At 70.6% G+C, this 20,386-nt stretch carries 14 protein-coding genes; 8 read left to right on the forward strand and 6 right to left on the reverse strand.

The genetic code is table 11. From position 1 onward, the window contains the following. Nucleotides 1-57 precede the first annotated feature (57 nt). Genes LWF15_RS18450 through LWF15_RS18465 form a run of 4 tightly spaced genes read left to right on the forward strand, consistent with a single transcriptional unit; the run spans nt 58 to nt 5,918 of the window. Complete coding sequence (locus LWF15_RS18450; RefSeq protein WP_232812089.1) at nt 58-1,014, forward strand: carbohydrate ABC transporter permease; 957 nt, start codon at nt 58-60, stop codon at nt 1,012-1,014. Then, entirely contained in the window at nt 1,011-1,832 is an 822-nt protein-coding gene (locus tag LWF15_RS18455; protein ID WP_232812090.1) for a carbohydrate ABC transporter permease, read from the forward strand. The genes LWF15_RS18450 and LWF15_RS18455 overlap by 4 nt, the downstream gene beginning before the upstream one ends. Beyond that, a complete protein-coding gene (locus LWF15_RS18460) occupies nt 1,829-4,594 on the forward strand; it encodes an alpha-L-rhamnosidase (protein WP_232812091.1) in 2,766 nt (921 codons plus the stop codon). The genes LWF15_RS18455 and LWF15_RS18460 overlap by 4 nt, the downstream gene beginning before the upstream one ends. Nucleotides 4,595-4,643: 49 nt before the next feature. Further along, a complete protein-coding gene (locus LWF15_RS18465; protein WP_232812092.1) occupies nt 4,644-5,918 on the forward strand; it encodes an ABC transporter substrate-binding protein in 1,275 nt (424 codons plus the stop codon). 4 nt (nt 5,919-5,922) lie between these two features. Here the strand turns inward: LWF15_RS18465 and LWF15_RS18470 are convergent, their stop codons facing one another. The 6 genes from LWF15_RS18470 to LWF15_RS18495 all read right to left on the reverse strand — a co-directional run bounded on the left by LWF15_RS18470 (nt 5,923) and on the right by LWF15_RS18495 (nt 14,854). Further along, the gene (locus LWF15_RS18470; RefSeq protein ID WP_232812093.1) at nt 5,923-8,217 is read right to left on the reverse strand and encodes a putative bifunctional diguanylate cyclase/phosphodiesterase; all 2,295 of its coding nucleotides are present in this window, start codon (nt 8,215-8,217) and stop codon (nt 5,923-5,925) included. A gap of 64 nt (nt 8,218-8,281) precedes the next feature. Next, nucleotides 8,282-9,739: an acyl-CoA carboxylase subunit beta gene (locus LWF15_RS18475; protein WP_232812094.1), complete on the reverse strand. Its 1,458-nt coding sequence runs from the start codon at nt 9,737-9,739 to the stop codon at nt 8,282-8,284. Then, nucleotides 9,726-11,693: an ABC transporter ATP-binding protein gene (locus tag LWF15_RS18480; RefSeq protein ID WP_232812095.1), complete on the reverse strand. Its 1,968-nt coding sequence runs from the start codon at nt 11,691-11,693 to the stop codon at nt 9,726-9,728. The genes LWF15_RS18475 and LWF15_RS18480 overlap by 14 nt, the downstream gene beginning before the upstream one ends. Then, nucleotides 11,690-13,432: an ABC transporter ATP-binding protein gene (locus LWF15_RS18485; RefSeq protein WP_408623529.1), complete on the reverse strand. Its 1,743-nt coding sequence runs from the start codon at nt 13,430-13,432 to the stop codon at nt 11,690-11,692. Before LWF15_RS18485 ends, LWF15_RS18480 begins: the two co-directional genes overlap by 4 nt. A gap of 116 nt (nt 13,433-13,548) precedes the next feature. Continuing rightward, nucleotides 13,549-13,860, reverse strand: a complete 312-nt coding sequence (locus tag LWF15_RS18490) for a hypothetical protein (RefSeq protein ID WP_232812097.1) — start codon at nt 13,858-13,860, stop codon at nt 13,549-13,551. A gap of 220 nt (nt 13,861-14,080) precedes the next feature. Beyond that, nucleotides 14,081-14,854, reverse strand: a complete 774-nt coding sequence (locus LWF15_RS18495; protein WP_232812098.1) for a LuxR C-terminal-related transcriptional regulator — start codon at nt 14,852-14,854, stop codon at nt 14,081-14,083. A gap of 501 nt (nt 14,855-15,355) precedes the next feature. Here LWF15_RS18495 and LWF15_RS18500 point away from each other — a divergent pair. The 4 genes from LWF15_RS18500 (at nt 15,356) to LWF15_RS18515 (ending at nt 20,375) form a co-directional block, all read left to right on the forward strand. Next, nucleotides 15,356-16,510 (forward strand): ParB/RepB/Spo0J family partition protein, encoded by a 1,155-nt coding sequence (locus tag LWF15_RS18500; protein WP_232812099.1) that lies wholly within the window; start codon nt 15,356-15,358, stop codon nt 16,508-16,510. A 173-nt stretch (nt 16,511-16,683) separates the two neighbouring features. Next, nucleotides 16,684-17,439, forward strand: a complete 756-nt coding sequence (locus LWF15_RS18505; protein WP_232812100.1) for a thioesterase II family protein — start codon at nt 16,684-16,686, stop codon at nt 17,437-17,439. A 39-nt stretch (nt 17,440-17,478) separates the two neighbouring features. Next, entirely contained in the window at nt 17,479-19,089 is a 1,611-nt protein-coding gene (locus tag LWF15_RS18510; RefSeq protein WP_232812101.1) for an alpha/beta fold hydrolase, read from the forward strand. A gap of 86 nt (nt 19,090-19,175) precedes the next feature. Next, nucleotides 19,176-20,375, forward strand: a complete 1,200-nt coding sequence (locus tag LWF15_RS18515) for a cytochrome P450 (protein WP_232812102.1) — start codon at nt 19,176-19,178, stop codon at nt 20,373-20,375. The last annotated feature ends 11 nt before the right edge of the window (nt 20,376-20,386 follow it).

Genomic DNA, 20,386 nt, shown 5'->3' on the forward strand with positions numbered 1-20,386 from the left:
TCGAGCCGGTGCTGTGCGGCACGGGTCTGAAACCTTTCAGAGAGGAAAGGGCACCTGATGACGGTCACCTCGCCCGGGCATCCCCCGGCGCGTCCACCCGGAACCGGCCCCGCCGCCCCACCCGGCGCCCGGCGCGGGCGGCGCTCCCAGTCCGCTCCTCCGTGGTGGTTCGCCGCGCCGGCCCTGCTGCTCTTCGCCTTCGTCGTGCTCATTCCCAGCGCCCGTGGCGTGTACTACGCCTTCACCGACTGGGACGGCCTGTCCCCCGACTTCGCCTGGGTCGGCCTCGGCAACTTCGGCGACATGCTCGACGACCCGGACGCGCTGGCCTCGATCCGGCACACGCTGATCATCGCCGTCGCCATCACGGTGATCCAGAACGGCCTGGGGCTGCTGCTGGCGCTGGGGGTCAACTCGGCGATCAAGTCGCGCAACGTGCTGCGGGTGCTGCTGTTCGCCCCCGCCGTGATCACCCCGATCGTCACCGCCTACCTGTGGCGCAACCTGCTCGGCCCCGAGGGTGCGGTGAACGCCCTGTTCGGCGCGCTCGGGCTGGAGTCGCTGCAGAAGAACTGGCTGGGCGATCCCGACCTGGCGCTGTGGTCGGTGGTCGCGGTGATCGTCTGGCAGTTCGCCGGGTACTCGATGGTCATCTTCGTGGCCGGCCTGCAGTCGATCCCGCGGGAGGTGCAGGAGGCCGCGGCGATCGACGGCGCCGGCTCGGTGCGGCGTTTCTGGTACGTCACCCGCCCGCTGCTGGCCCCGGCGATCACGATCAACCTGATGCTCTCGATCATCGGCGGCATCAAGCTGTTCGACCAGGTCTGGGCCCTCACCGGCGGTGGCCCCGGGCACGCCACCGACACCCTCTCCACCCTGATCTACAAGGACGCCTTCACCCTCGGCGAGTTCGGCTACAGCATCGCGCTGGCCGTGGTCCTCACCGTCATCGTCGCGGTGATCTCGGCCGGGCAGTACGCGTTCCTCTCGCGCCGGGAGGCCGATCTCTCGTGAACCGTTACCGCCGTTCCACCTTCGCCCTCGAACTGGGCATGATCGCGGTCGCCCTGGTGATCGCCTTCCCGGTCTACGTGCTGATCAACCTGGCCGTGCGAGCGCCGTCGGACACCTCCTCCCCGCTGCGCCCGACCACCTCGCCCACGCTCTCCAACTTCAGCGACGCCTGGCGCGACGGCGCCCTCGGCGGGGCCCTGGGCAACAGCCTGCTGGTCACCACCGTGAGCGTGCTGATCGTGCTGGCCGCCTCCGCCCTGGCCGCCTACCCCCTGGCCCGGGTGAAGAAGAACTGGTCACGGGGCACGTTCGCGCTGATCATGCTCGGCCTGGTCCTGCCCTTCCAGCTGGCCACCCTGCCGCTGTACCAGACCATGCGCGACCTGGGCCTGCTCGGCCAGGCCTGGGCCCTGATCCTGTTCTACGCCGGCCTGCAGGTGCCCTTCACCACGTTCCTGTACGTCGGCTTCATCCGCGGCCTGCCGCGCGACTTCGAGGACGCCGCCCTGATCGACGGCTGCGGCTACTGGCAGGCCTTCCGCTTCGTGGTCTTCCCCATGCTCCGCCCGATCACGGTGACCGCGCTGGTGCTCAACGCCGTGTTCGTCTGGAACGACTTCTTCACCCCGCTGCTGTACCTGAGCGGCAGCGGCCAGCAGACCATGCCGGTGGCCGTGGCCGGGTTCGTCGGGCAGTACGTGTCCGAGTGGAACCTCATCTTCGCCGCCCTGCTGATCAGCGTGATCCCGATCCTGGTGGTCTATTTCGCGCTGCAGCGCAGCATCATCAACGGATTCGCCGGAGGACTCAAAGGATGACGCCCTACGCACTGACCACCGAGCAGCGCACCACCCCGCTCGGTCTGGACGTCGCCCGGCCCCGCCTGTCGTGGAAGCTGCGCTCCGAGGAGCGCGGCGCCGCCCAGAGCGCCTACCAGATCGTGGCCGCGGCCCAGGCCGGCGACCTGGACGTGCCGGAGCGGCGGCTGTGGGACTCCGGGAAGGTCGAGTCGTCTTCCGGGCTGCTGATCGAGTGGGACGGGCCGGAACTGGCTCCCTCCACCCGGTACCACTGGCGGGTGCTGGTCTGGGACCAGGCCGGAGAACCGGCGACACCGGCCGATTCCTTGTTCGAGACCGGTCTGCTGCGGCCTGAGGCCTGGCAGGCTGCGGGCAGGGCTGTGTGGATCGGGCGGGACTCGGTGAACCATCCGCCGATGGATCCCCCCACCGACCACGACCGTACGGTGGCCACGCACGCGCTGCCCCCGCCGCTGTATCTGCGCCGATCGTTCGTGCTGGAGCGTCAGCCCGTGCGCGCCCGGCTGTACTCCACCGCCCACGGCATCTACCAGGCCCGCCTCAACGGTTCCCGGGTCGGGGACAGCGAACTGGCGCCGGGGTGGACGGAGTACCGGCATCGGCTGCAGTACCAGACCCACGACGTGACGGCCTCCCTGCAGGTGGGCGAGAACGTGCTCGGCGCGGTGGTGGCAGACGGCTGGTGGGCGGGGTACGTGGGTTTCGATCCCCGCAAACCCGCCGCCCACTACGGTGACGCTCCCGCGTTCCTGGCCCGCCTCGTCCTCTGGTTCGAAGACGGCTCACAGCGTTCGGTGACCACCGACGGCGAGTGGATGGAAGGGCCGGGCCCGATCCAGTTCTCGGACATGCTGATGGGCGAGTACGTGGACGCCCAGGCGCAGGTGCCGGGCTGGGACGCGCCGGGCTTCGTGGACGTGACCGAGGACGACTCCCCCGAGGCCTCGGAGGGCAACCCCGGTGGCTGGGGTGGACGCCGGAGCGGATTCCGTGCGGTCGCGGTGGTCGACGAGACGCCCGGTCCGCTGGTCGCCGAACCGGACGAGCCGGTGCGGGTGACGCGGACGGTGGGCGCCGTCTCGGTCGAGAACGCAACCGAGAAGAGCATTGTCGACTTCGGCCAGAACCTGGTGGGACGAGTTCGGCTGACTGTACGCGGCGTTGCGGCGGGCACCCGGATCCGCCTGCGGCACGCCGAGATTCTCGACCAGGGCGAGCTGTACGTGGCCAACCTGCGTCGGGCCGAGGCCATCGACACCTATGTGGCCCGCGGCGAGGCCGAAGAGGTGTTCGAGCCGCAGTTCACCTTCCACGGGTTCCGCTTCGCGGAAGTCACTGGGCTTCCGTACGAGCTGGACGCGGGGGACGTGCAGGCTCAGGTGCTGCACAGCGACACCCCCTGGACGGGGTCGTTCGAGTGCTCGGACAGCACGGTGAACCAGTTGCAGTCGAACATCGAGTGGGGGCAGCGCGGGAACTGGGTGTCGGTGCCCACCGACTGCCCCCAGCGCGACGAGCGCCTGGGCTGGCTGGCCGACGCCCAGATCTTCGCGGCCACCGCCAGCCGGAACGCCGACGTGTCGGCCTTCTTCGCCCGCTGGGTACTGGACGTGCTCGACGGTCAGGACGACGAGGGCGCGTTCCGGGACATCGCCCCGGTGATGTCGATCAACCGTCAGGCGGCCCCGGTCTGGGGGGACGGCGGGGTTGTCATCCCGTGGCACCTCTGGCGGGCCTACGGCGACCAAAGGACGCTGGAACGCGCCTTTGGGGGTATGCGCGCCTGGGTGGACTTCATCCATCGGAACAACCCCGACCTGCTGTGGCGTAAGCGCACCGGAAACTCCTACGGCGACTGGCTGCAGGTGGATGCGTGGACGCCGCGGGCGGTGCTCTCCACCGCCTGGTTCGCCAAGAGCACCGAGACCGTGGCCGAGGCCGCCGAGGTGCTGGGCGACCCGGAGACCGCGCAGAAGTACCGGCAGCTGCACGCCGGGATCCGCGAGGCGTTCATCGAGGCGTTCGTCGGGCCGGACGGCACCGTGCACGGCGACACCCAGACCGCCTACCTGCTGGCCCTGGGCTTCGGCCTGCTGCCCGAGCACCTGGTGGCGGCCGCCGCGGGGCACCTGGTGGCCGACCTGAAGGCCCGCGGCAACCGGCTGACCACCGGCTTCGTGGGGGTGAACCTGCTCTGCCCGGTGCTCACCGAGCACGGTCACGCCGACGTCGCCTACGCGCTGCTGCACCAGGACGAGTACCCCTCGTGGGGCTACTCGATCCGCAACGGCGCCACCACGATCTGGGAACGCTGGGACGGCTGGACCGAGCACGCCGGGTTCCAGTCGGCCTCGATGAACTCGTTCAACCACTACAGCCTGGGCAGCATCGGGGACTGGCTGTTCGGGCGGGTGGCCGGGATCGACCAGACCCCCGCCTCCACGGCTTATTCCGAACTGCTCCTGCGCCCCACCCCCGGCGGCCGGCTGACCTGGGCGAAGGGGTCGCAGGAGACGGCCCGTGGCCGGGTCGCCTGCGGCTGGTCGCTGGACCAGGCCGGCACGGTCACCGTGACGGCGAGCGTGCCGCCCGGCAGCACGGCCGTGCTGCAGATGCCCACCGACGACCCGTCGAGCGTCACCGAGGGCGGCGACCCCGCCGCCACCCGCCCAGGGGTCGAGGCCCTGGGCAACGCCCACTTCCGGCTCGCCGCCGGAACGTACGAGTTCACTGCCCGTTCCACCGCTCTGCGTCACTGAAGTTTCCGCGAATTCCCGCTGCAACAATGTCGTCCAGCAGGAGAGAGACATGAATCGCACGCTGCCGAAGTTCGTCGCCGTGGGCGCTGCCGCCGCCCTGCTCGCCGCCTGTGCCGGGGGCACCCAGGCCGCCTCCGACTCCGAGGACGGTGACGGGGGCTCGAAGACCCTGACCCTGGCCTCGGTCGACCAGGGTTCGATCGAGCCCGTGGTCCAGGCCTTCGAGAAGGCCAACCCGGGGGTGAAGGTCGAGTTCACCACCAGCGCCGCCGACCAGTACCAGCAGCAGATCCGCACCCAGCTGGCCTCCGGCACGGCCCCCGACGTGATGAGTGTCTGGCCGGGCAACGGCAACCCGGGGGCCACCTACGTGCTGGCCAAACCGGGCTACCTGATGGACCTTTCCGACCAGCCCTGGGCCGGGAAGTACCCGGACGCACTGAAGACCGTCACCCAGTACGAGGGCAAGACGTACAACGCGGTGTACGGGCTGAACGCGATCGGCGCGATCTACAACGTCGAGGCCCTGGAGAAGTCCGGGCTGGAGGCGCCCGCCACCTGGTCCGACGTGATCCCCTTCTGCCAGGCCGCGGCCGAGAAGAAGACCCCGGCCTTCGCTCTGGGGATCCAGGACAACTGGGTGACCCAGCTCGTCCTGTACTCCCTGGTGGCCAGCACGCTCTACCCCGACGACCCGGACTTCGACACCCGGATGGCCGACGGGCAGGCCACCTTCACCGGTTCGGCCTGGGAGCAGGCCCTGGCCAAGTACCAGGAGATGTTCGACGCCGGCTGCTTCCAGAAGGACCCGCTGGGCACCAGCTACGAGGCCTCCCAGGCGCTGGCCGCGGACGGCCGGACGCTGGGCGTGGTGCAGGGCAACTGGATCGTGTCGCTGCTGAAGGAGAAGAACCCGGACGCCTCGTTCACCTTCAAGCCGCTGCCGGCCCTCGACGACGAGGCGAAGACGCTGATCCCGGCGGCCGCCGGGGCCGGCTACGGGATCAACGCCAAGACCAAGAACAAGGACCTGGCGCTGAAGTTCGTCAGCTTCGTGATGTCGCCCGAGGGGATGAAGCTGTTCGTCGAGGCGCAGGGCGGCATCCCGGCCCTGCCGGACAGCGGCGCCGAGGTCGACCCGACGCTGCAGGACGTGGCCACGTACATCAACGACGACCGGACCGTGCCGTTCATGGACCAGCTGTGGCCGAACCCGAAGGTGCAGCAGACCATGCTCAGCGGGCTGCAGGAGATCTTCAGCGGGCAGAGCACCGGCAAGGAGATGTTCGCGGCGATGGACTCCGACTACGAGGCCGGCGAGTGATCCCTCACTGATCCGGAGGGGCCGCGACCGGTACGGTCGCGGCCCCCACCGGCAGGGCCGGCTCACGCTCCAGCCAGGCGTGCAGGTCGTCGGCGGACAGCGGCCGGGAGGTCAGGTAACCCTGGATCAGGTCGCAGTCACCGGCCTGCAGCCAGGCCAGTTCCTGCTCGGTCTCGACCCCCTCGGCGACCACGTCCAGGCCCAGCCGGTGGGCCATCTCGATGGTCGAGGCGACGATCACCCCGGTGCGCCGGTCGGTGGCCAGCCGGCTGGTGAAGGCCCGGTCGATCTTCAGCGTGGAGACCGGCAGGTCGTGCAGGTAGGCCATGCTGGAGTAGCCGGTGCCGAAGTCGTCGACCAGCAGCTCGATCCCCAGCTCGCGCATCGCCAGCAGGAACTGCCCGGCCCGGCCGCCGCTGTCGACCAGCAGCGACTCGGTGATCTCGATCTTCACCGCCGCGGCGGGCAGGTCGCGCTCGTGCAGCCGCCGGGCGATGTCGTGCTCCAGCCGGCCGTCGAGCAGGTCGCTGGCCGACAGGTTCACCGACACCGCCACCTCGTGCCCGCGCCGGCGCAGCTCGGCGGCCTCGTCGAAGGCCAGGTCGAGGACGTTGCGGGTGAGGGCGGGCATCAGCCCGGCGTGCTCGGCCAGCGGCAGGAAGACGTCCGGCGGCACGGTGCCCCGTTCCGGGTCGTTCCAGCGGGCCAGGGCCTCCACCGAGCGGGCCCGGCCGGTGCGGGCCTGGACGATCGGCTGGAAGGCGAGCGAGAGCTGCTGCCGGTCCAGGGCCAGCCGCAGCGCCTCGACCAGGGCCAGCCGGTCCCAGGCGGTGTTGTCCTGGCTGTCGTCGTACACCTCGAACCCGGTGCGGGCGGTCTTGGCCCGGTACATCGCCAGGTCGGCCTCGGCCAGCGCCCGGCCCAGCGTGCGGCCCGGCCGCAGCGAGGTGATCCCGATGCTGGCGCCCACGTGCAGCAGGGTGTCGGTGATCACGAACGGCTCGTTCAGGGCGTGCAGCAGGGCCGCGGCGGTACCGGCCGCCTGCTCGCGCGGGGCGTGCGGCAGCAGCACGGCGAACTCGTCGCCGCCCAGCCGGGCGATCGTGCCCGGGGGCCCCGGTGAGCCGGGCGGGAGGGCCGGGGTGGCGAGCGCGGCGGTGAACCGGGCCGAGACCTGGCGCAGCAGCTCGTCACCGACCTGGTGGCCGAGCGCGTCGTTGATCTCCTTGAACCGGTCCAGGTCGATGATCATCACCGCCCCGGGCCCGGCCTGGTGCTGTTCCAGCAGGTCGTAGAGGGCCCGGCGGTTGGGCAGGCCGGTCAGGCTGTCGGTGCGGGCCAGGCGGCGCTGGTCGGAGAGGGCAACCACCTCCCGGATCGCCAGGGCGGTGCGCACCGCCACCGCGACCAGGGCGGCCACGGCCAGGCCGACGGCGACCGGGGACGCCTGGGTGTCGGTGAGCGAGCCCGCGACCAGCACCCCGATCGGCAGCAGACCGAACACCACCGGGACGAGGAACTCGTACCGGCGCGGGGCGGCCGCCTGCTCCGGCGGGGGCCGCTCCGGCGGGACCAACGCGGCCGAGGCGATCAGGCCGATCGCCAGCAGGTAGCTCCAGTCGTTCCACTCCCCCTCGTGGAAAGTGCCCTCCAGAACCAGGACCAGGTACCAGATGTCGGCCGCCGTGAACACCAGGAACCCGGAGCTCAGCAGCAGCCAGGCCGGACGCCGCCAGGCCCCGACCGCGGCCATGGCGCCGATCGCCGAGGCGGCCAGGGCCAGGTCGACCAGGGGGTAGGCGAAGTTGACCACGTTGGTCCACCACGAGGCGCCGGCCTCCTCGGTCAGTCCCGGCAGCCACAGCAGGGCGGCCACCGAGGCCACGCCCAGCCCGGCGACCAGGCCGTCGAGCAGGGAGCTGTTGCGATGGCCGACCCGGGCCCGGACCATCAGCCAGATGCCGGTCACCACCAACGGCGCCATGGCCAGCCAGAGCAGGTCGGACACGGAGGGGTAGGGCGGCGGGTCGCGGCGGGTCAGGACGGCCTGCCACAGCACCGATCCGGCGGCGTAGGAGGCCAGCCCGCAGCCGATCAGCGTCCACGGCACCCGGTCTCCCGGCACCAGGGCGGCCCGCAGCCAGCAGACCACGGCGTAACCGCTGATCAGGACCACGGTGAAGCCGACGATCACGGCGGCCGAGAGGTCGACCAGGCCGGCCGAGTGCAGCGCCACCATCAGCGTGTAGAACCCCGAGACGGCCAGAACGCAGGCGAACGCCCCGCGCACCGTGCGCATCCGTCCCCCTTCCGCCGCCGTCGCTGGTTGTCGGCAGGCGGAGGCGGGATCTTGAGCCGGTTGCCTACAGCGGGATGTTCTTGTGCTGGCCGCGGGTGGCGGGGTGTGCGCCGAACGTCTCGATCAGCTTGCGGCGGGTGTCGTGCGGCTCGACCACCTCGTCCAGCACCCCCAGGGCGAGGGCCCGGTTCACGCCGCCGGCCTCCCGCTCCTGCTGCTCGACCAGCTCGGCGAGCAGGGCCTCGCGGCCCTCGGGCGCGACGGCGGCGAGCTTCTTGCGGTGCAGCACCTCGACCGCGGCCTGCGCCCCCATCACCGCGATCTCGGCGTTCGGCCAGGCGAAGTAGGCGGTGGCCCCCAGCGAGCGGGAGTTCATCGCGATGTACGCGCCGCCGTAGGCCTTGCGGGTGACCAGGGTGACCCGCGGGACCGAGGCCTCGGCGAAGGCGTGCAGCAGCTTGGCGCCGCGGCGGACCACGCCGTTCCACTCCTCGCCCACGCCGGGCAGGTAGCCGGGCACATCGACCAGGACCAGCAGCGGGATGCCGAGCGCGTCGCACATCCGCACGAAGCGCGAGGCCTTCTCGGCGCTGATCGAGTCCAGGCAGCCGCCCTTGCGGATCGGGTTGGTGGCGACCACGCCGACCGTGCCGCCGCCGAGCCGGCCCAGGCCGGTGACCACGTTGGGGGCCCACTTCGCCTGCAGCTCGAAGAAGCCCGAGCCGGCCTCACGGGTGTGCTCGGCCGGGTCGAGCACGGCGTTGATGATCGGGTGCACGTCGTAGGCGCGGCGGGGCGAGTCGGGCAGCAGGGCGCCCAGGTCCTCGCCGGGCATCCCGGGCTCGGGGGTGAAGTGGCCGGGCCGGCCCAGCAGCGCCACCAGGTCACGGGTGCGCAGGTAGGCGTCGGCCTCGTCGTGGGCGCTGACGTGCGAGACGCCCGAGCGCCGGCCGTGCGCCTCGGGCCCGCCCAGGCCGTCCATGTCGATCTGCTGGCCGGTGACGCTGCGCACCACGTCGGGGCCGGTGATGAACATCCGGGCGGCCGGGGCCATGATCACCACGTCGGTCAGGGCCGGGCCGTAGGCGGCGGCGCCGGCCGCCGGGCCGACGATCACCGAGATCTGCGGGACCTTGCCCGAGGCCCGGGTCATCGCCGCGAACATCTCGCCCACGCCGTTCATCGACTCCACGCCGTCGGCCAGCTTGGCGCCGCCGGAGTGCCAGACCCCGACCACCGGGCAGTTCTCGGCCACGGCGGTGTCGGTGGCCTCGACGATCCGGTCGGAACCGGCCTGCCCGAGGGCGCCGCCCATCCGGGTGGCGTCGGTGCAGAAGGCGATCACCTTCACACCGTCGATCTCACCGCGCACCACCTGCACCTCGACGTGCCCGGCCGCCCCAGCAGCCGCGTCGGCCGCCGAGGGGTTCAGCGGTTCGAAGCGCCCCTCGTCGAAGAGCTGCCCGAGACGCCGGAACGGGTCACGGAGATCACCTGCGGGAAGAGTGTCAGTGACTGCCATCGTCCGGATCCGCTCCCTGGGTCCACTGGCTCTGGTAAAGGTTGTGGTACAGGCCCTTGCGCCGGATCAGCTCCTCGTGCGAGCCCTGCTCGACCACCCGGCCGGCCTGCATCACCACGATCGTGTCGGCGCTGCGGATCGTCGAGAGCCGGTGCGCGATCACGAAACTCGTGCGGCCGGCCTGCAGGCGGGCCATCGCCTCCTGGATCAGCACCTCGGTGCGGGTGTCCACGCTGCTGGTGGCCTCGTCGAGGATCAGCACCCCGGGATCGGCCAGGAAGGCCCGGGCGATGGTGAGCAGCTGCTTCTGCCCGGCCGAGATGTTGGTGGCGTCGCTGTCCAGCACGGTGTCGTAGCCGTCGGGCAGGGTGGAGACGAAGTCGTCCACGTAGGCCGCCTTGGCCGCGGCGGCCACGTCCTCGTCGGAGGCGTTCTCGCGCCCGTAGGCGATGTTCTCCCGGATCGTGCCGTGGAACAGCCAGGTGTCCTGCAGCACCATCCCGAAGGCCGAGCGCACCTGGTCGCGGGACAGCTCGCGGTAGTCCACGCCGTCCAGCCGGATCGTGCCGCTGTCGATCTCGTAGAAGCGGATGAGCAGGTTGACCACGGTGGTCTTGCCGGCCCCGGTCGGGCCGACGATGGCCACGGTCTGCCCCGGCTTCGCCTCCAGGTCCAGGTCCTCGATCAGGGGGACGTCGGGGTCGTACCGGAAGCCCACGTTCTCGAACCGGATGCTGCGGGCCTCGGTGCCCACCGGCGTCCTCTGGTTCCGAAGCTCCTGATCGGCGGCCAGCTCGGGCTGCTCGGGGGTGTCCAGGTACTCGAAGACCCGGTCGGCCGAGGCGATCCCGGACTGCAGCATGTTGATCTGCGAGGCGACCTGGGCGATCGGGGTGGTGAACCGCTTGGAGTACTGGATGAAGGTCTGTACCGCGCCGATCGTGATCGCCCCGGAGGCCACCTGGAAGCCGCCGAACGCCGCGACCGCCACGTAGTTGACGTTCCCGATGAACATGGTCACCGGCAGGATCACCCCGGACAGCCACTGCGCCCGGAAGCCCGCGTCGCGCAGCTTGCCGCTGCGCTCGGTGAAGTCCTCGACCACCGACTCCTGCCGGCCGTAGGCGGCCAGCAGCTCGTGCCCGGCGTAGGTCTCCTCGACCTGGCCGGTGAGTTCGCCGGTGCGGTCCCAGTTCTCGACGAAGTGCGGCTTGGCCTGGATCGCGATGAACGCCGCCACGACGATCACGATCGGCAGGGTGAACAGGGCGACCAGGGCCAGCGGCGGCGAGATCCAGAACATCACCGCCGTCACCCCGACCACGGTGAGGACGTTGGTCAGCAGTCCGCTGAGGACGTCCTGGAGGCTGGTGGTGAAGTTGTCGATGTCGTTGGTGACCCGGCTGAGGATGTCACCGTGCGGGTGGGTGTCGAAGTACTTCAGCGGCAGCCGGCCGAGCTTCTCCTCGGCCTCCTCGCGCAGCCGGTACACGGTGCGCTGGACCACGCCGATCAGGATGTGCGCCTGCACCCAGTTGGCCACCGCGCTGAGGCCGTAGGCGGCGCCGGTCCAGGCCAGGATCCGGCCCAGCTCGCCGAAGTCGATACCGACGCCGGCTATGAAGTCGACGCCGGAGATCATCTTGGCGAGCTGCTCGTTGCCGCCCAGGCGCAGCAGGCCGAGGACCTCGTCCTTGCTCATCCCGGCCGGGGCCTGGGCGCCGACGAAGCCCTCGAAGATCGTGTCGGTGGCCTTGCCGAGCAGCCAGGGACCGGCCACCAGCAGCGCCACCGAGAGGGTGGTGAGCAGGGTGATGGCGATGACCTGGGGACGCTCGGGGGCGAGCAGACCGGCCACCCGCCAGACGGTTCCGCGCTGCGACTTCACCGCCGCGGGTGGGGGCGGCAGCAGCGGAGCGGGTGACTCGGGCGGGGTCTGCACGGTGTCGCTCACGCCGCCGCCCCCGCCCCGAGCTGGGACGCCACGATCTCCTGGTACGTGAGGCAGGAGGCCAGGAGCTCGTCGTGGGTGCCGATCCCGTCGACCCGCCCGTTGTCCAGGACGATGATCTGGTCGGCCTGCATGATCGTGCTGGCTCGCTGAGCCACGATGACCACCGTCGCGTCGGTCGTTCCTGCTCGCAGGGCGGCCCGCAGCCGGGCGTCGGTCGCCGCGTCCAGGGCCGAGAAGCAGTCGTCGAAGAGGTACAGGCGGGGACGCCGGACCAGGGCCCGGGCGATGGCCAGGCGCTGGCGCTGGCCACCGGAGAAGTTCACGCCGCCACGCTCGACCCGGGAGTCCAGGCCGTCGCGCAGGGCAGAGACGAAGTCGTGGGCCTGGGCGATCTCCAGGGCCTGCCAGAGCTCGTCGTCACCGGCCTCGGGCCGGCCCAGCCGCAGGTTGCCGGCGATCGTGCCGGCGAACAGGAACGCGGTCTGCGGCACCAGGCCGATGCCGGCGCGCAGGTCGGCGACCGGCTGGGCGCCCACCTCCAGGCCGTTGACCCGGACCGAGCCGCCGGTGGCGTCGAGCAGCCGGGGTATCAGCCGCAGCAGCGTGCTCTTGCCGCTGCCGGTGCCGCCGATGATCGCCGTGGTGCGGCCCGGGTGGAAGGTGAGGTCGATGTCGTGCAGGACCGGGCGCTCGCTGCCGGCGTAGCCGAAGTCGACGTTGCGCAGCTCGACCAGGCCGGTCTCGGCGGAGTCGGGCTGCGGCAGCTGGGGAGAGGGCGGGTCACCGATCGCCGGGACCGTGTTCAGCACCTGCAGGATGCGGTCGGCGCTGGCCGCCGCGCGCGGCACCATCGCCAGCACCGCCACCGCGATCACCGTGTAGATCAGGATCGCCAGCAGGTACAGGATGAACGCGGTGAGGTTGCCGATCTCCAGGCTGCCGTCGGCGATCTGCTTGCCGCCGAACCAGATCACGCCCACGCTGGCCAGGTTGGTCACGCCGGTGGCGACCGACAGGACCACCGCGAAGAGCCGGCCGGAGCGGATCGAGACGTCGGTGACCTCGGCGTTGGAGACCTCGAAGCGCTCGCGCTCGTGCGGGGTGCGCAGGAACGCCCGGGTGACCCGGACGCCGGAGATCTGCTCGCGCATCACCTGGTTGATCCGGTCGGTGCGCTCCTGGACCTCGCGGCCCATCGGCAGCAGCCGCAGCACCACGATCACGGTCAGCACCAGCAGCACCGCGATGGTGGCGATCAGCACCGGGCTCAGCCGGGGCGCCTCGCGCACCGCCATCACGATCGCCCCGCCGCTGGTGAACAGGGCGATCAGCAGCATGCTGAGGGCGAGCTGGACGAACAGCTGGATCTGCTGGACGTCGTTGACGCTGCGGGTGGTCAGCGAGGAGACCTCGAACCGGCTCATCTCGGCCGCCGAGAACGACTGCACGCGGCGGTAGATCGCGGTGCGGATCCGGTCGGCCGTGCCCGCCGCCACGTAGGAGGAGACGTAGGTGCAGATCACCGCCACCACGCTGAGCACGATCGAGACGATGAGCATGCGCAGGCCCATCTTCCAGATGAAGTCGTTGTCGCTCTGGACCACACCGTCGTCGATGATGTCCGCGTTCAGGTTGGGCAGGTAGAGGTTCCCGGCCGCCTCGATCGCCTGCAGGACGACGACGGCGACGAGCAGCCAGGCGTACGGGCGCATGTAGGTACGGAGCAGACTGACCATCAGGTGTCTTCGTCCTGTGTTCGTCGCGTGTTCGTCGCGGAGCAGGCGGTCGGGCGGCCGGGCAGTTCCTTGCCGGGTCTTGCCGGGTCTTGCCGGTTCTTGCTGGGTCTTGCTGGTGCCTACTGGGCGGCCGGGGCCGTCTCGACGATCTCGCCCTCGAGGACGTCGTCCTTCTTCTTCACGGCCGGCACGGTCAGGCCGGGGACGCTGAGGTCCTCGACCGTCCTGACCGCGGCGAGCGCGTTCTCGATGGCCTCGGCCAGCGAGGGCGAGACCGTGTCGTCGAAGTCGAGCTTGGTCACCGTGACCTCGGCGTCGGTCGGCAGCTGGTCGGTGCCGAGAACGGCCTCCTGGCAGCCGGCCTCGCGCAGCGCCGCGGCCTCGTCGTCAGTGATCTCCCGGTTGAGAACCAGCGAGAAAACGTGTCCCACCGCTCATCACCCCTTCATGTCTGGGTTCTGGATGTCAGATGCTGATCGGCTGACTGGCCGGCACGCCGCCGCGCCGACGCGCGGTCCGGGTGCCGACGACAATCAAGGCCGGTGAACGCTTTTCACCGGGCGAGCTGGACCCTAGCCGCAGGCCCGCCGCCGCGACAACGATGCGTGTTCGACTGCCGCGTTGCAGTTGAACACGCGCGGCGGCGGACTTTCAGGAGCGGTACCAGCGCCCGAGCCAGAGCATGCCCTGCCCCTCCCGGCTCTCCGGCGTCTCGGGTGTCTCGGGCTGGGCACCGGCCAGCTTGTTCACCGCGTCGAGACGGGAGACCGCGCCGAGCTTGGCGAAGATGTTGCGCAGGTGCCGTTTGACCGTGGCCTCGGTGAGGGCCAGCCGGGAGGCGATCTGGCCGTTGCTGAGGGCCTGGCCGACCAGGGCCAGCACCTCCAGCTCACGGGCGGACAGGCCGGCCACCCGCTCGGTGGTGGGCCGGGGCCGGGCGGCGGCCTCGAACCGCAGCGGCGGGTTCACGTCGATCCGGCGCACGCTGTCCTCGGAGACCCCGAGGACCAGCAGCTGCCGGTCCTCGCGGACCGCCCGGATCGCCGCCAGCAGGTCGTGCCGCTGGATGCTCTTGAGCAGGAAACCCCTTGCCCCGGAGGCCAGCTGAGCCCGGATCAGGGTCGGGTCCTCGTTCGGGGCGAGGACGATCACGTCGGCCGAGGGGGCGGCCGCGCGCAGGCGCAGCACGTCCTTCTCGGCCTCGTCGGCGGGGGGCTCGACGTCGAGCAGGATCACGTCGGGGTGGCAGCGCCCGGCCAGGTCGAGCGCCGCCTCGCAGTCGGCGGCGTCGGCGACCACCCGCAGGTCGTCGTGCCCGGTCAGGATCGCTCGCAGCCCGTCCCTGAGCAGGGCGTAGCGGCCGACGATCAGCACACTGGTGCGTGGTGCGGTGGAGCGCATCGGAGTGCTCTTACTTCCGTTCATTCGGTGCTCAGGCCCGTGCGGGACGAACCAGGTTGTGGAACAGGTGTTTCCGGCCTGCGCTGCTCGGCGGCCGGGCCCCCGACAGACAACCAGCCCGGCCTCAAGCCGGGCCGTCCTGCCGGTGAGCAGCAATCAACATTCTTACGACATCGACGCGCACCCCTGCACCCCTGACCTCGCGAGCCGCTGCGGGACCACCGGGCAGTGTGCCGTGAGGACATTCGGATGCATAGTCGTATCGATTCCGGACGGCCGGAGGTATCGAAAGAAGTATGGGAAACACGCGGTCCCCGTGCGTCCCCGCCCGAGATGAATGAAAGTTAACGGACAACCGAATGATGGGGGCGTAACATTGCTTGGTGTCATTTCGCCCGGTTAATGTCCCGTTCCATTGCGGTCGTCGCCTCCTGAACGTGTCCTGAAGCCGACGCAGCCTGTGTGCCGCGGGTCACAGCTATTCGATCGAAACGGGTTCCCTCCAGCCCGGGAAAGGAAGTCTCGATGCCCCTGAACGTCGCATCGACCGATATTTCCGTCGCCGATTCCGGGCTGGGTAATCCGGTCTTCGACTCCGCCGAGGCGATCGAGAGGCTTCCGGTCCAGACCTTCCCGCTCTCCCGCCTGGAGCCCGGCCGGCCGGTGCGCGGGATCGGCACCGACCAGGCCCACGTGCAGCTGCTGGCCGAGGTGGCCGGCGGCACCGAGCTGCCGCCCCTGCTGGTGCAGCGCAACGGCTCGCGGATCGTCGACGGCATGCACCGCTACGCCGCGGCCCGGCTGCGTGGTCAGGCGGAGATCCGGGTGCGCGTGGTCGACTGCTCCGACGAAGAGGCGTTCATCCTCGCGGTGCGCGCCAACACCTGGCACGGCCTGCCGCTCAGCCGCACCGACCGGATGGCCGGGGCCCGGCAGATCGTCACCTGGCACCCGGACTGGTCGGACCGCTCGATCGGGGTGGCCACCGGCCTGAGCGCCAAGACCATCGCCGGGATTCGCCGCCGGATGTGCGACAGCTCCACCCCGCAGGAGGGAAAGCGCCTGGGCCGGGACGGGAAACGGCGCCCGCTGACCGCCGCCGAGGGCCGCCGCCGGGCCGCCGAGTACATCCTCGCGCGCCCCGATGCCTCCCTGCGCGAGATCGCCCGGGAGGCCGACGTGGCCCCCGCCACCGCCCAGGACGTACGCGCCCGGATCCGCCGTGGGGTGGACCCGATCGCCACCGGGCGCGCCGCCGCGGCCGAGCGCGCGGCCGAAGGCAACGGTGTCAACCCGACCACCGGCCGGCCCGGCCGCCCCGGTCTGCCCGGCCGTCGCCCCGCTCCCTCGATGACCCCGGCGATGCCGGCCGCTCCCGGCGCCCCGGCGGGCCTGCGGGCCGGGCGTCAGCCCAGCTGGCCTGCGCTCTCGCCGAAGCTGGCCAACGACCCGGCCCTGAAGTACACCGACAACGGCCGCGCCTTCATGAGCTGGATGGTCATGCACGTGATCAATTCCGGGGAATGGCGGGACTTCGTGGAAACCGTTCCGCCGCATTGGCTCGGCGCCCTCAGCACGGTCGCCGACAAGGCCGGTCAGGAATGGATCGAATTCGCCGAGGAATTGCGGCGCAGAAGAAGTGGAATGGAATACACCCCCGGAATCGGCAGCGGATCCTGAACCACATCCGGACCTGATGCGCAAGCTGCCGGAATCGGGGAACCGGCCGACGTGGTGAACCCCACACGTTCAACCGGCCACGGGGCAGTTGAACACTCCCCCTAGCATCGCCTTATCCCGCGCTTCACCCCTCTTTACGCATCGACTTCCCTCTGACCTGATCTGGAGTGGGCATGTCCTCCCAGCCCTCCGGCGCCCCCGAGATGTGGCTCCGCCGTTACCGTCCCAGCAGTACGGCGGCCGCCCGGCTGGTGTGCCTGCCCCACGCCGGCGGGTCGGCCTCGTTCTTCGTCCCGGTGGCGGCCTCGCTGAGCCCGCACACCGACGTGGTGGCCGTGCAGTACCCCGGACGCCAGGACCGGCGCGCGGAGCGCCCGATCCCCGACATCGCGGTGCTGGCCCAGCACGTGCACCGGCTGCTCAGCCCGATGACCGACCTGCCGCTGTTCCTGTTCGGCCACAGCATGGGCGCCTCGCTGGCGTTCGAGGTGGCCCGCCTGCTCGAGGCTTCCGGCCACCCCGGCCCGGCCCGGGTGTTCGCCTCCGGCCGCCGCGCCCCCTCCGTCTACCGCGAGGAGCGGGTGCACCAGCTCGACGACAACGGCCTCCTGGCCGAGATCCGCAGCCTGGACGGCACCTCCGCGCTCGTGCTGAACGACGACGAACTGATGCGGGCCGCACTTCCCGCGCTGCGCGCCGACTACCAGGCCGCCGAGCTCTACCAGGGCGAGCCCGGCGCCACGATCAAGGCACCGGTCACCGTGCTCACCGGTGACGCCGACCCCAAGACCTCCCTCGACGACGCCAAGGCCTGGGCCGACCACACCACCGGCGACTTCGACCTGCAGGTCTTCCCCGGCGGCCACTTCTTCCTGACCGACCAGACCGCCGCCGTGATGCGCCTGCTGGAGCAGCAGCTGCGCGGCTGAGCAGCTCGTCCGCCCGATCAGACGAACGATGGGAAAGCCATGAAGAAGACTGTGATCGCCCTGGTCGCGGTCGCCGCGAGCGCGGGCCTGGCGGCCGGGGCCTTCTACCTCTCGCCCGCCTCCGCGGACTCCGACAGCGAGAACGCGCTGGCCGAGCTGTCGGCCGGGCCCGAGGTGGACTACGTCCCGCCGCCGATCCAGTGGGGTGCCTGCACCGACGTCCTGCCGACGCTGGTCAGCCTGGGCGCCGAGTGCGGATTCCTGACCGTGCCGCTGGACTACGCCGACAAGGACGGCGAGAAGATCAAGATCTCGGTGTCCCGGGTGAAGGCGACCGCCCCCAAGGACTCCTACCAGGGCGCGATGGTGGCCAACCTCACCTCGGCCGGGGCCTCCGGTGTGGGCCAGTCGGCCTGGGGGCAGCTGCTTCCCGAGAACACCCGCGCCGACTACGACTGGTACGGCTTCGACGCGCGCGGCGTGGGCACCAGCCAGCCGGCGCTCAGCTGCGACCCGAACGTCAACGCCTACGACCGGCCCTCGTACATCCCGGCGAACCAGAAGGAGATCAAGGCCAACATCAAGCTGTCCGAGGACTACGCGAAGGCCTGCGCCGACTCCGGCAGCCCGCTGCTGGAGCACGTGCACACCACCGACATCGCCAAGGACCTGGACAGCCTGCGCAAGGCGATCGGCCGCCCGCAGCTGAACTACTACGGCTACTGGTACGGCGCCTACCTCGGCCAGGTGTACAGCACCCTGTACCCCAACCGGGTACGGCGGATGGTCCTGGACAGCGCGATCTCCGAGGAGAACGCCTGGTGGGGCTTCAACTTCGGGCAGAACGAGCCGCTGGAGCAGAACCTCACCGCGTTCAGCGAGTGGGTGGCGAAGTACGACAGCGTCTACCGGCTGGGCGGTACCGCCGCCGAGGTGCGCAAGAAGTACGACACCACCCTGGCGGCGCTGAAGAAGAAGCCGGCCGAGGGCAAGTACGGCTCGGCCACCTGGAACGAGATCTTCCTCCTGTCGTACAACACGGGTAACTGGAACACCCTGGCGATGGCGTTCTCCACCTACGTCAACGACCAGGACACCACCCGGCTGAAGGAGATCTTCGACGCCAACTACCCCACCACCAGCGACAACCTGCTGGCCATGCAGTCGGCGATCTCCTGCTCGGACGCCCCCTGGCCGGCCGACTGGGACACCTGGCTGGAGGAGTCGGAGAAGAGCCAGAAGACCGCGCCCTTCGCCACCTGGGTGAACACCTGGTACTTCGCCCCCTGCCAGTCCTGGCCGGTCAAGGCCGACCAGGCGTTCGACGTGGACGGTTCGAAGGCCCCGCCGACGCTGATGCTGATCGACACCACGATCGACGCGAACACCGAGTACTCCAGCGCGCTGGAGGTCCGCAAGGACTTCCCCAAGGCGGTCCTGGTGGAGAGCAGCGGCTCGGTCCCGGCCGACGGCACCTCCACCACCTGCGTGGGCGGCGCCCTGGTCAACTACCTCAAGGTGGGCACGCTGCCCGACCGGGTCGAGGGCGACCAGACCGACGTGGTCTGCCCGGCCAACGACCTGCCCGCCCCCGGCGGCGGCACCGCCGGCACCGGCGCGGTGCCCGGCTTCGCGCCCAACGTGAACTGACCGAAACCCGTTTTCCAGCATCAGCAGCTGGGGTCGCCGGACACCCGGCGGCCCCAGCTGCCGTATTTCACGAATGGTGGTAAGTCATGACCGCGACATGCCCCTACTCCCCCGAAGACGGGGCCCGGCCGCCCGAGCGCGACGACCGCAAGTCCGCCGAGCTGGTCTCCCGGAAGCTGGTGGTCGGTCCGGAGGCGCGGGTGATCGGCGGTTTCGGCCTGGTGCGGGAGCTGCTGCGCAGCAACCTGACCCGCCAGGCCGGGGTCGGGGCCGACGGTGAGGTGGTGCCCGACCCGACCTACACCTCGGTCTTCTTCCTGGACGGCGACGCGCACAAGCGCAAACGCCAGGCCATCTCCCAGTTCTTCACGCCCAAGGCGATCAGCACCCGCTACCGGGTGGTGATGGAGGAGACCAGCGACCAGCTCCTGGGCCGGCTGCAGGCCAAGGGCCGCGGCCGGCTCGACGAGATGAGCTTCGAGCTCGCGGTCACCGTGGCCGCCCAGATCGTCGGGCTGACCGAGAGCGACCAGAGCGCCATGGCCAAGCGCATCCAGGCCACCCTGGTCGGCGTGCGCCTGCCCCAGATGGCCTGGTGGCAGAAACCTTTCGGCCGGGTCCTGACGCTCGCCCACGGTCTGCGGTTCCAGATCTTGGACGTCGGGCCGGCGGTGAAGGCGCGCCGGGCCGAGCCCCGGATCGACGTGATCTCCCAGCTGATCGAGGAGGGCTACTCCGAGCAGGGCATCCTGATCGAGTGCCTGACCTACGCGGTGGCCGGCATGGTCACCACCCGCGAGTTCATCGTGATGGCGGCCTGGCACCTGTTCGAGAACGACCCACTGCGCGAGCGGTTCCTGCAGGCCGGTGAGGCCGAGCAGATCGCGATCCTGGAAGAGATCATGCGGATCGACCCGGTGGTCAACGTGATCGCCCGCCGCACCACCTCCGACGCCGACCTGGCCGACGGTTCGGTCGAGCAGGGTGAGCTGCTGGTGCTGAACCTGCGCGAGGCCAACGTGGACCAGGCGATGGTGGGCGAGTGCCCGCACATGCTCGACCCGGACCGGGCCAAGCGCCGGAAGATCAACTCCTACCTGAGTTTCGGCGACGGCGCCCACCGCTGCCCGGGCGCCCAGATCGCCCTGAACGAGACCCGGGTCTTCCTCGACCGGCTCCTGCGGGTTCCCGGGATCCGGCTGCAGCGCCGGCCCGACCTGGACTGGACCGCCGAACTGCTCAGCTACGAACTGCGCAACGCCGTGGTGGTCTGCGACCGCCCCTGAACCGCCAGAGA

Origin of the sequence: Kineosporia rhizophila (assembly GCF_021277265.1) — a bacterium.
GTDB lineage: Bacteria > Actinomycetota > Actinomycetes > Actinomycetales > Kineosporiaceae > Kineosporia > Kineosporia rhizophila.

Coding starts and splice junctions, on each gene's coding strand:
- LWF15_RS18475 (WP_232812094.1), bottom strand. CDS start 9,739: ATGGCAGTCACTGACACTCTTCCCGCAGGTGATCTCCGTGACCCGTTC.
- LWF15_RS18450 (WP_232812089.1), top strand. CDS start 58: ATGACGGTCACCTCGCCCGGGCATCCCCCGGCGCGTCCACCCGGAACC.
- LWF15_RS18470 (WP_232812093.1), bottom strand. CDS start 8,217: ATGCGCACGGTGCGCGGGGCGTTCGCCTGCGTTCTGGCCGTCTCGGGG.
- LWF15_RS18510 (WP_232812101.1), top strand. CDS start 17,479: ATGAAGAAGACTGTGATCGCCCTGGTCGCGGTCGCCGCGAGCGCGGGC.
- LWF15_RS18465 (WP_232812092.1), top strand. CDS start 4,644: ATGAATCGCACGCTGCCGAAGTTCGTCGCCGTGGGCGCTGCCGCCGCC.
- LWF15_RS18460 (WP_232812091.1), top strand. CDS start 1,829: ATGACGCCCTACGCACTGACCACCGAGCAGCGCACCACCCCGCTCGGT.
- LWF15_RS18515 (WP_232812102.1), top strand. CDS start 19,176: ATGACCGCGACATGCCCCTACTCCCCCGAAGACGGGGCCCGGCCGCCC.
- LWF15_RS18505 (WP_232812100.1), top strand. CDS start 16,684: ATGTCCTCCCAGCCCTCCGGCGCCCCCGAGATGTGGCTCCGCCGTTAC.
- LWF15_RS18495 (WP_232812098.1), bottom strand. CDS start 14,854: ATGAACGGAAGTAAGAGCACTCCGATGCGCTCCACCGCACCACGCACC.
- LWF15_RS18500 (WP_232812099.1), top strand. CDS start 15,356: ATGCCCCTGAACGTCGCATCGACCGATATTTCCGTCGCCGATTCCGGG.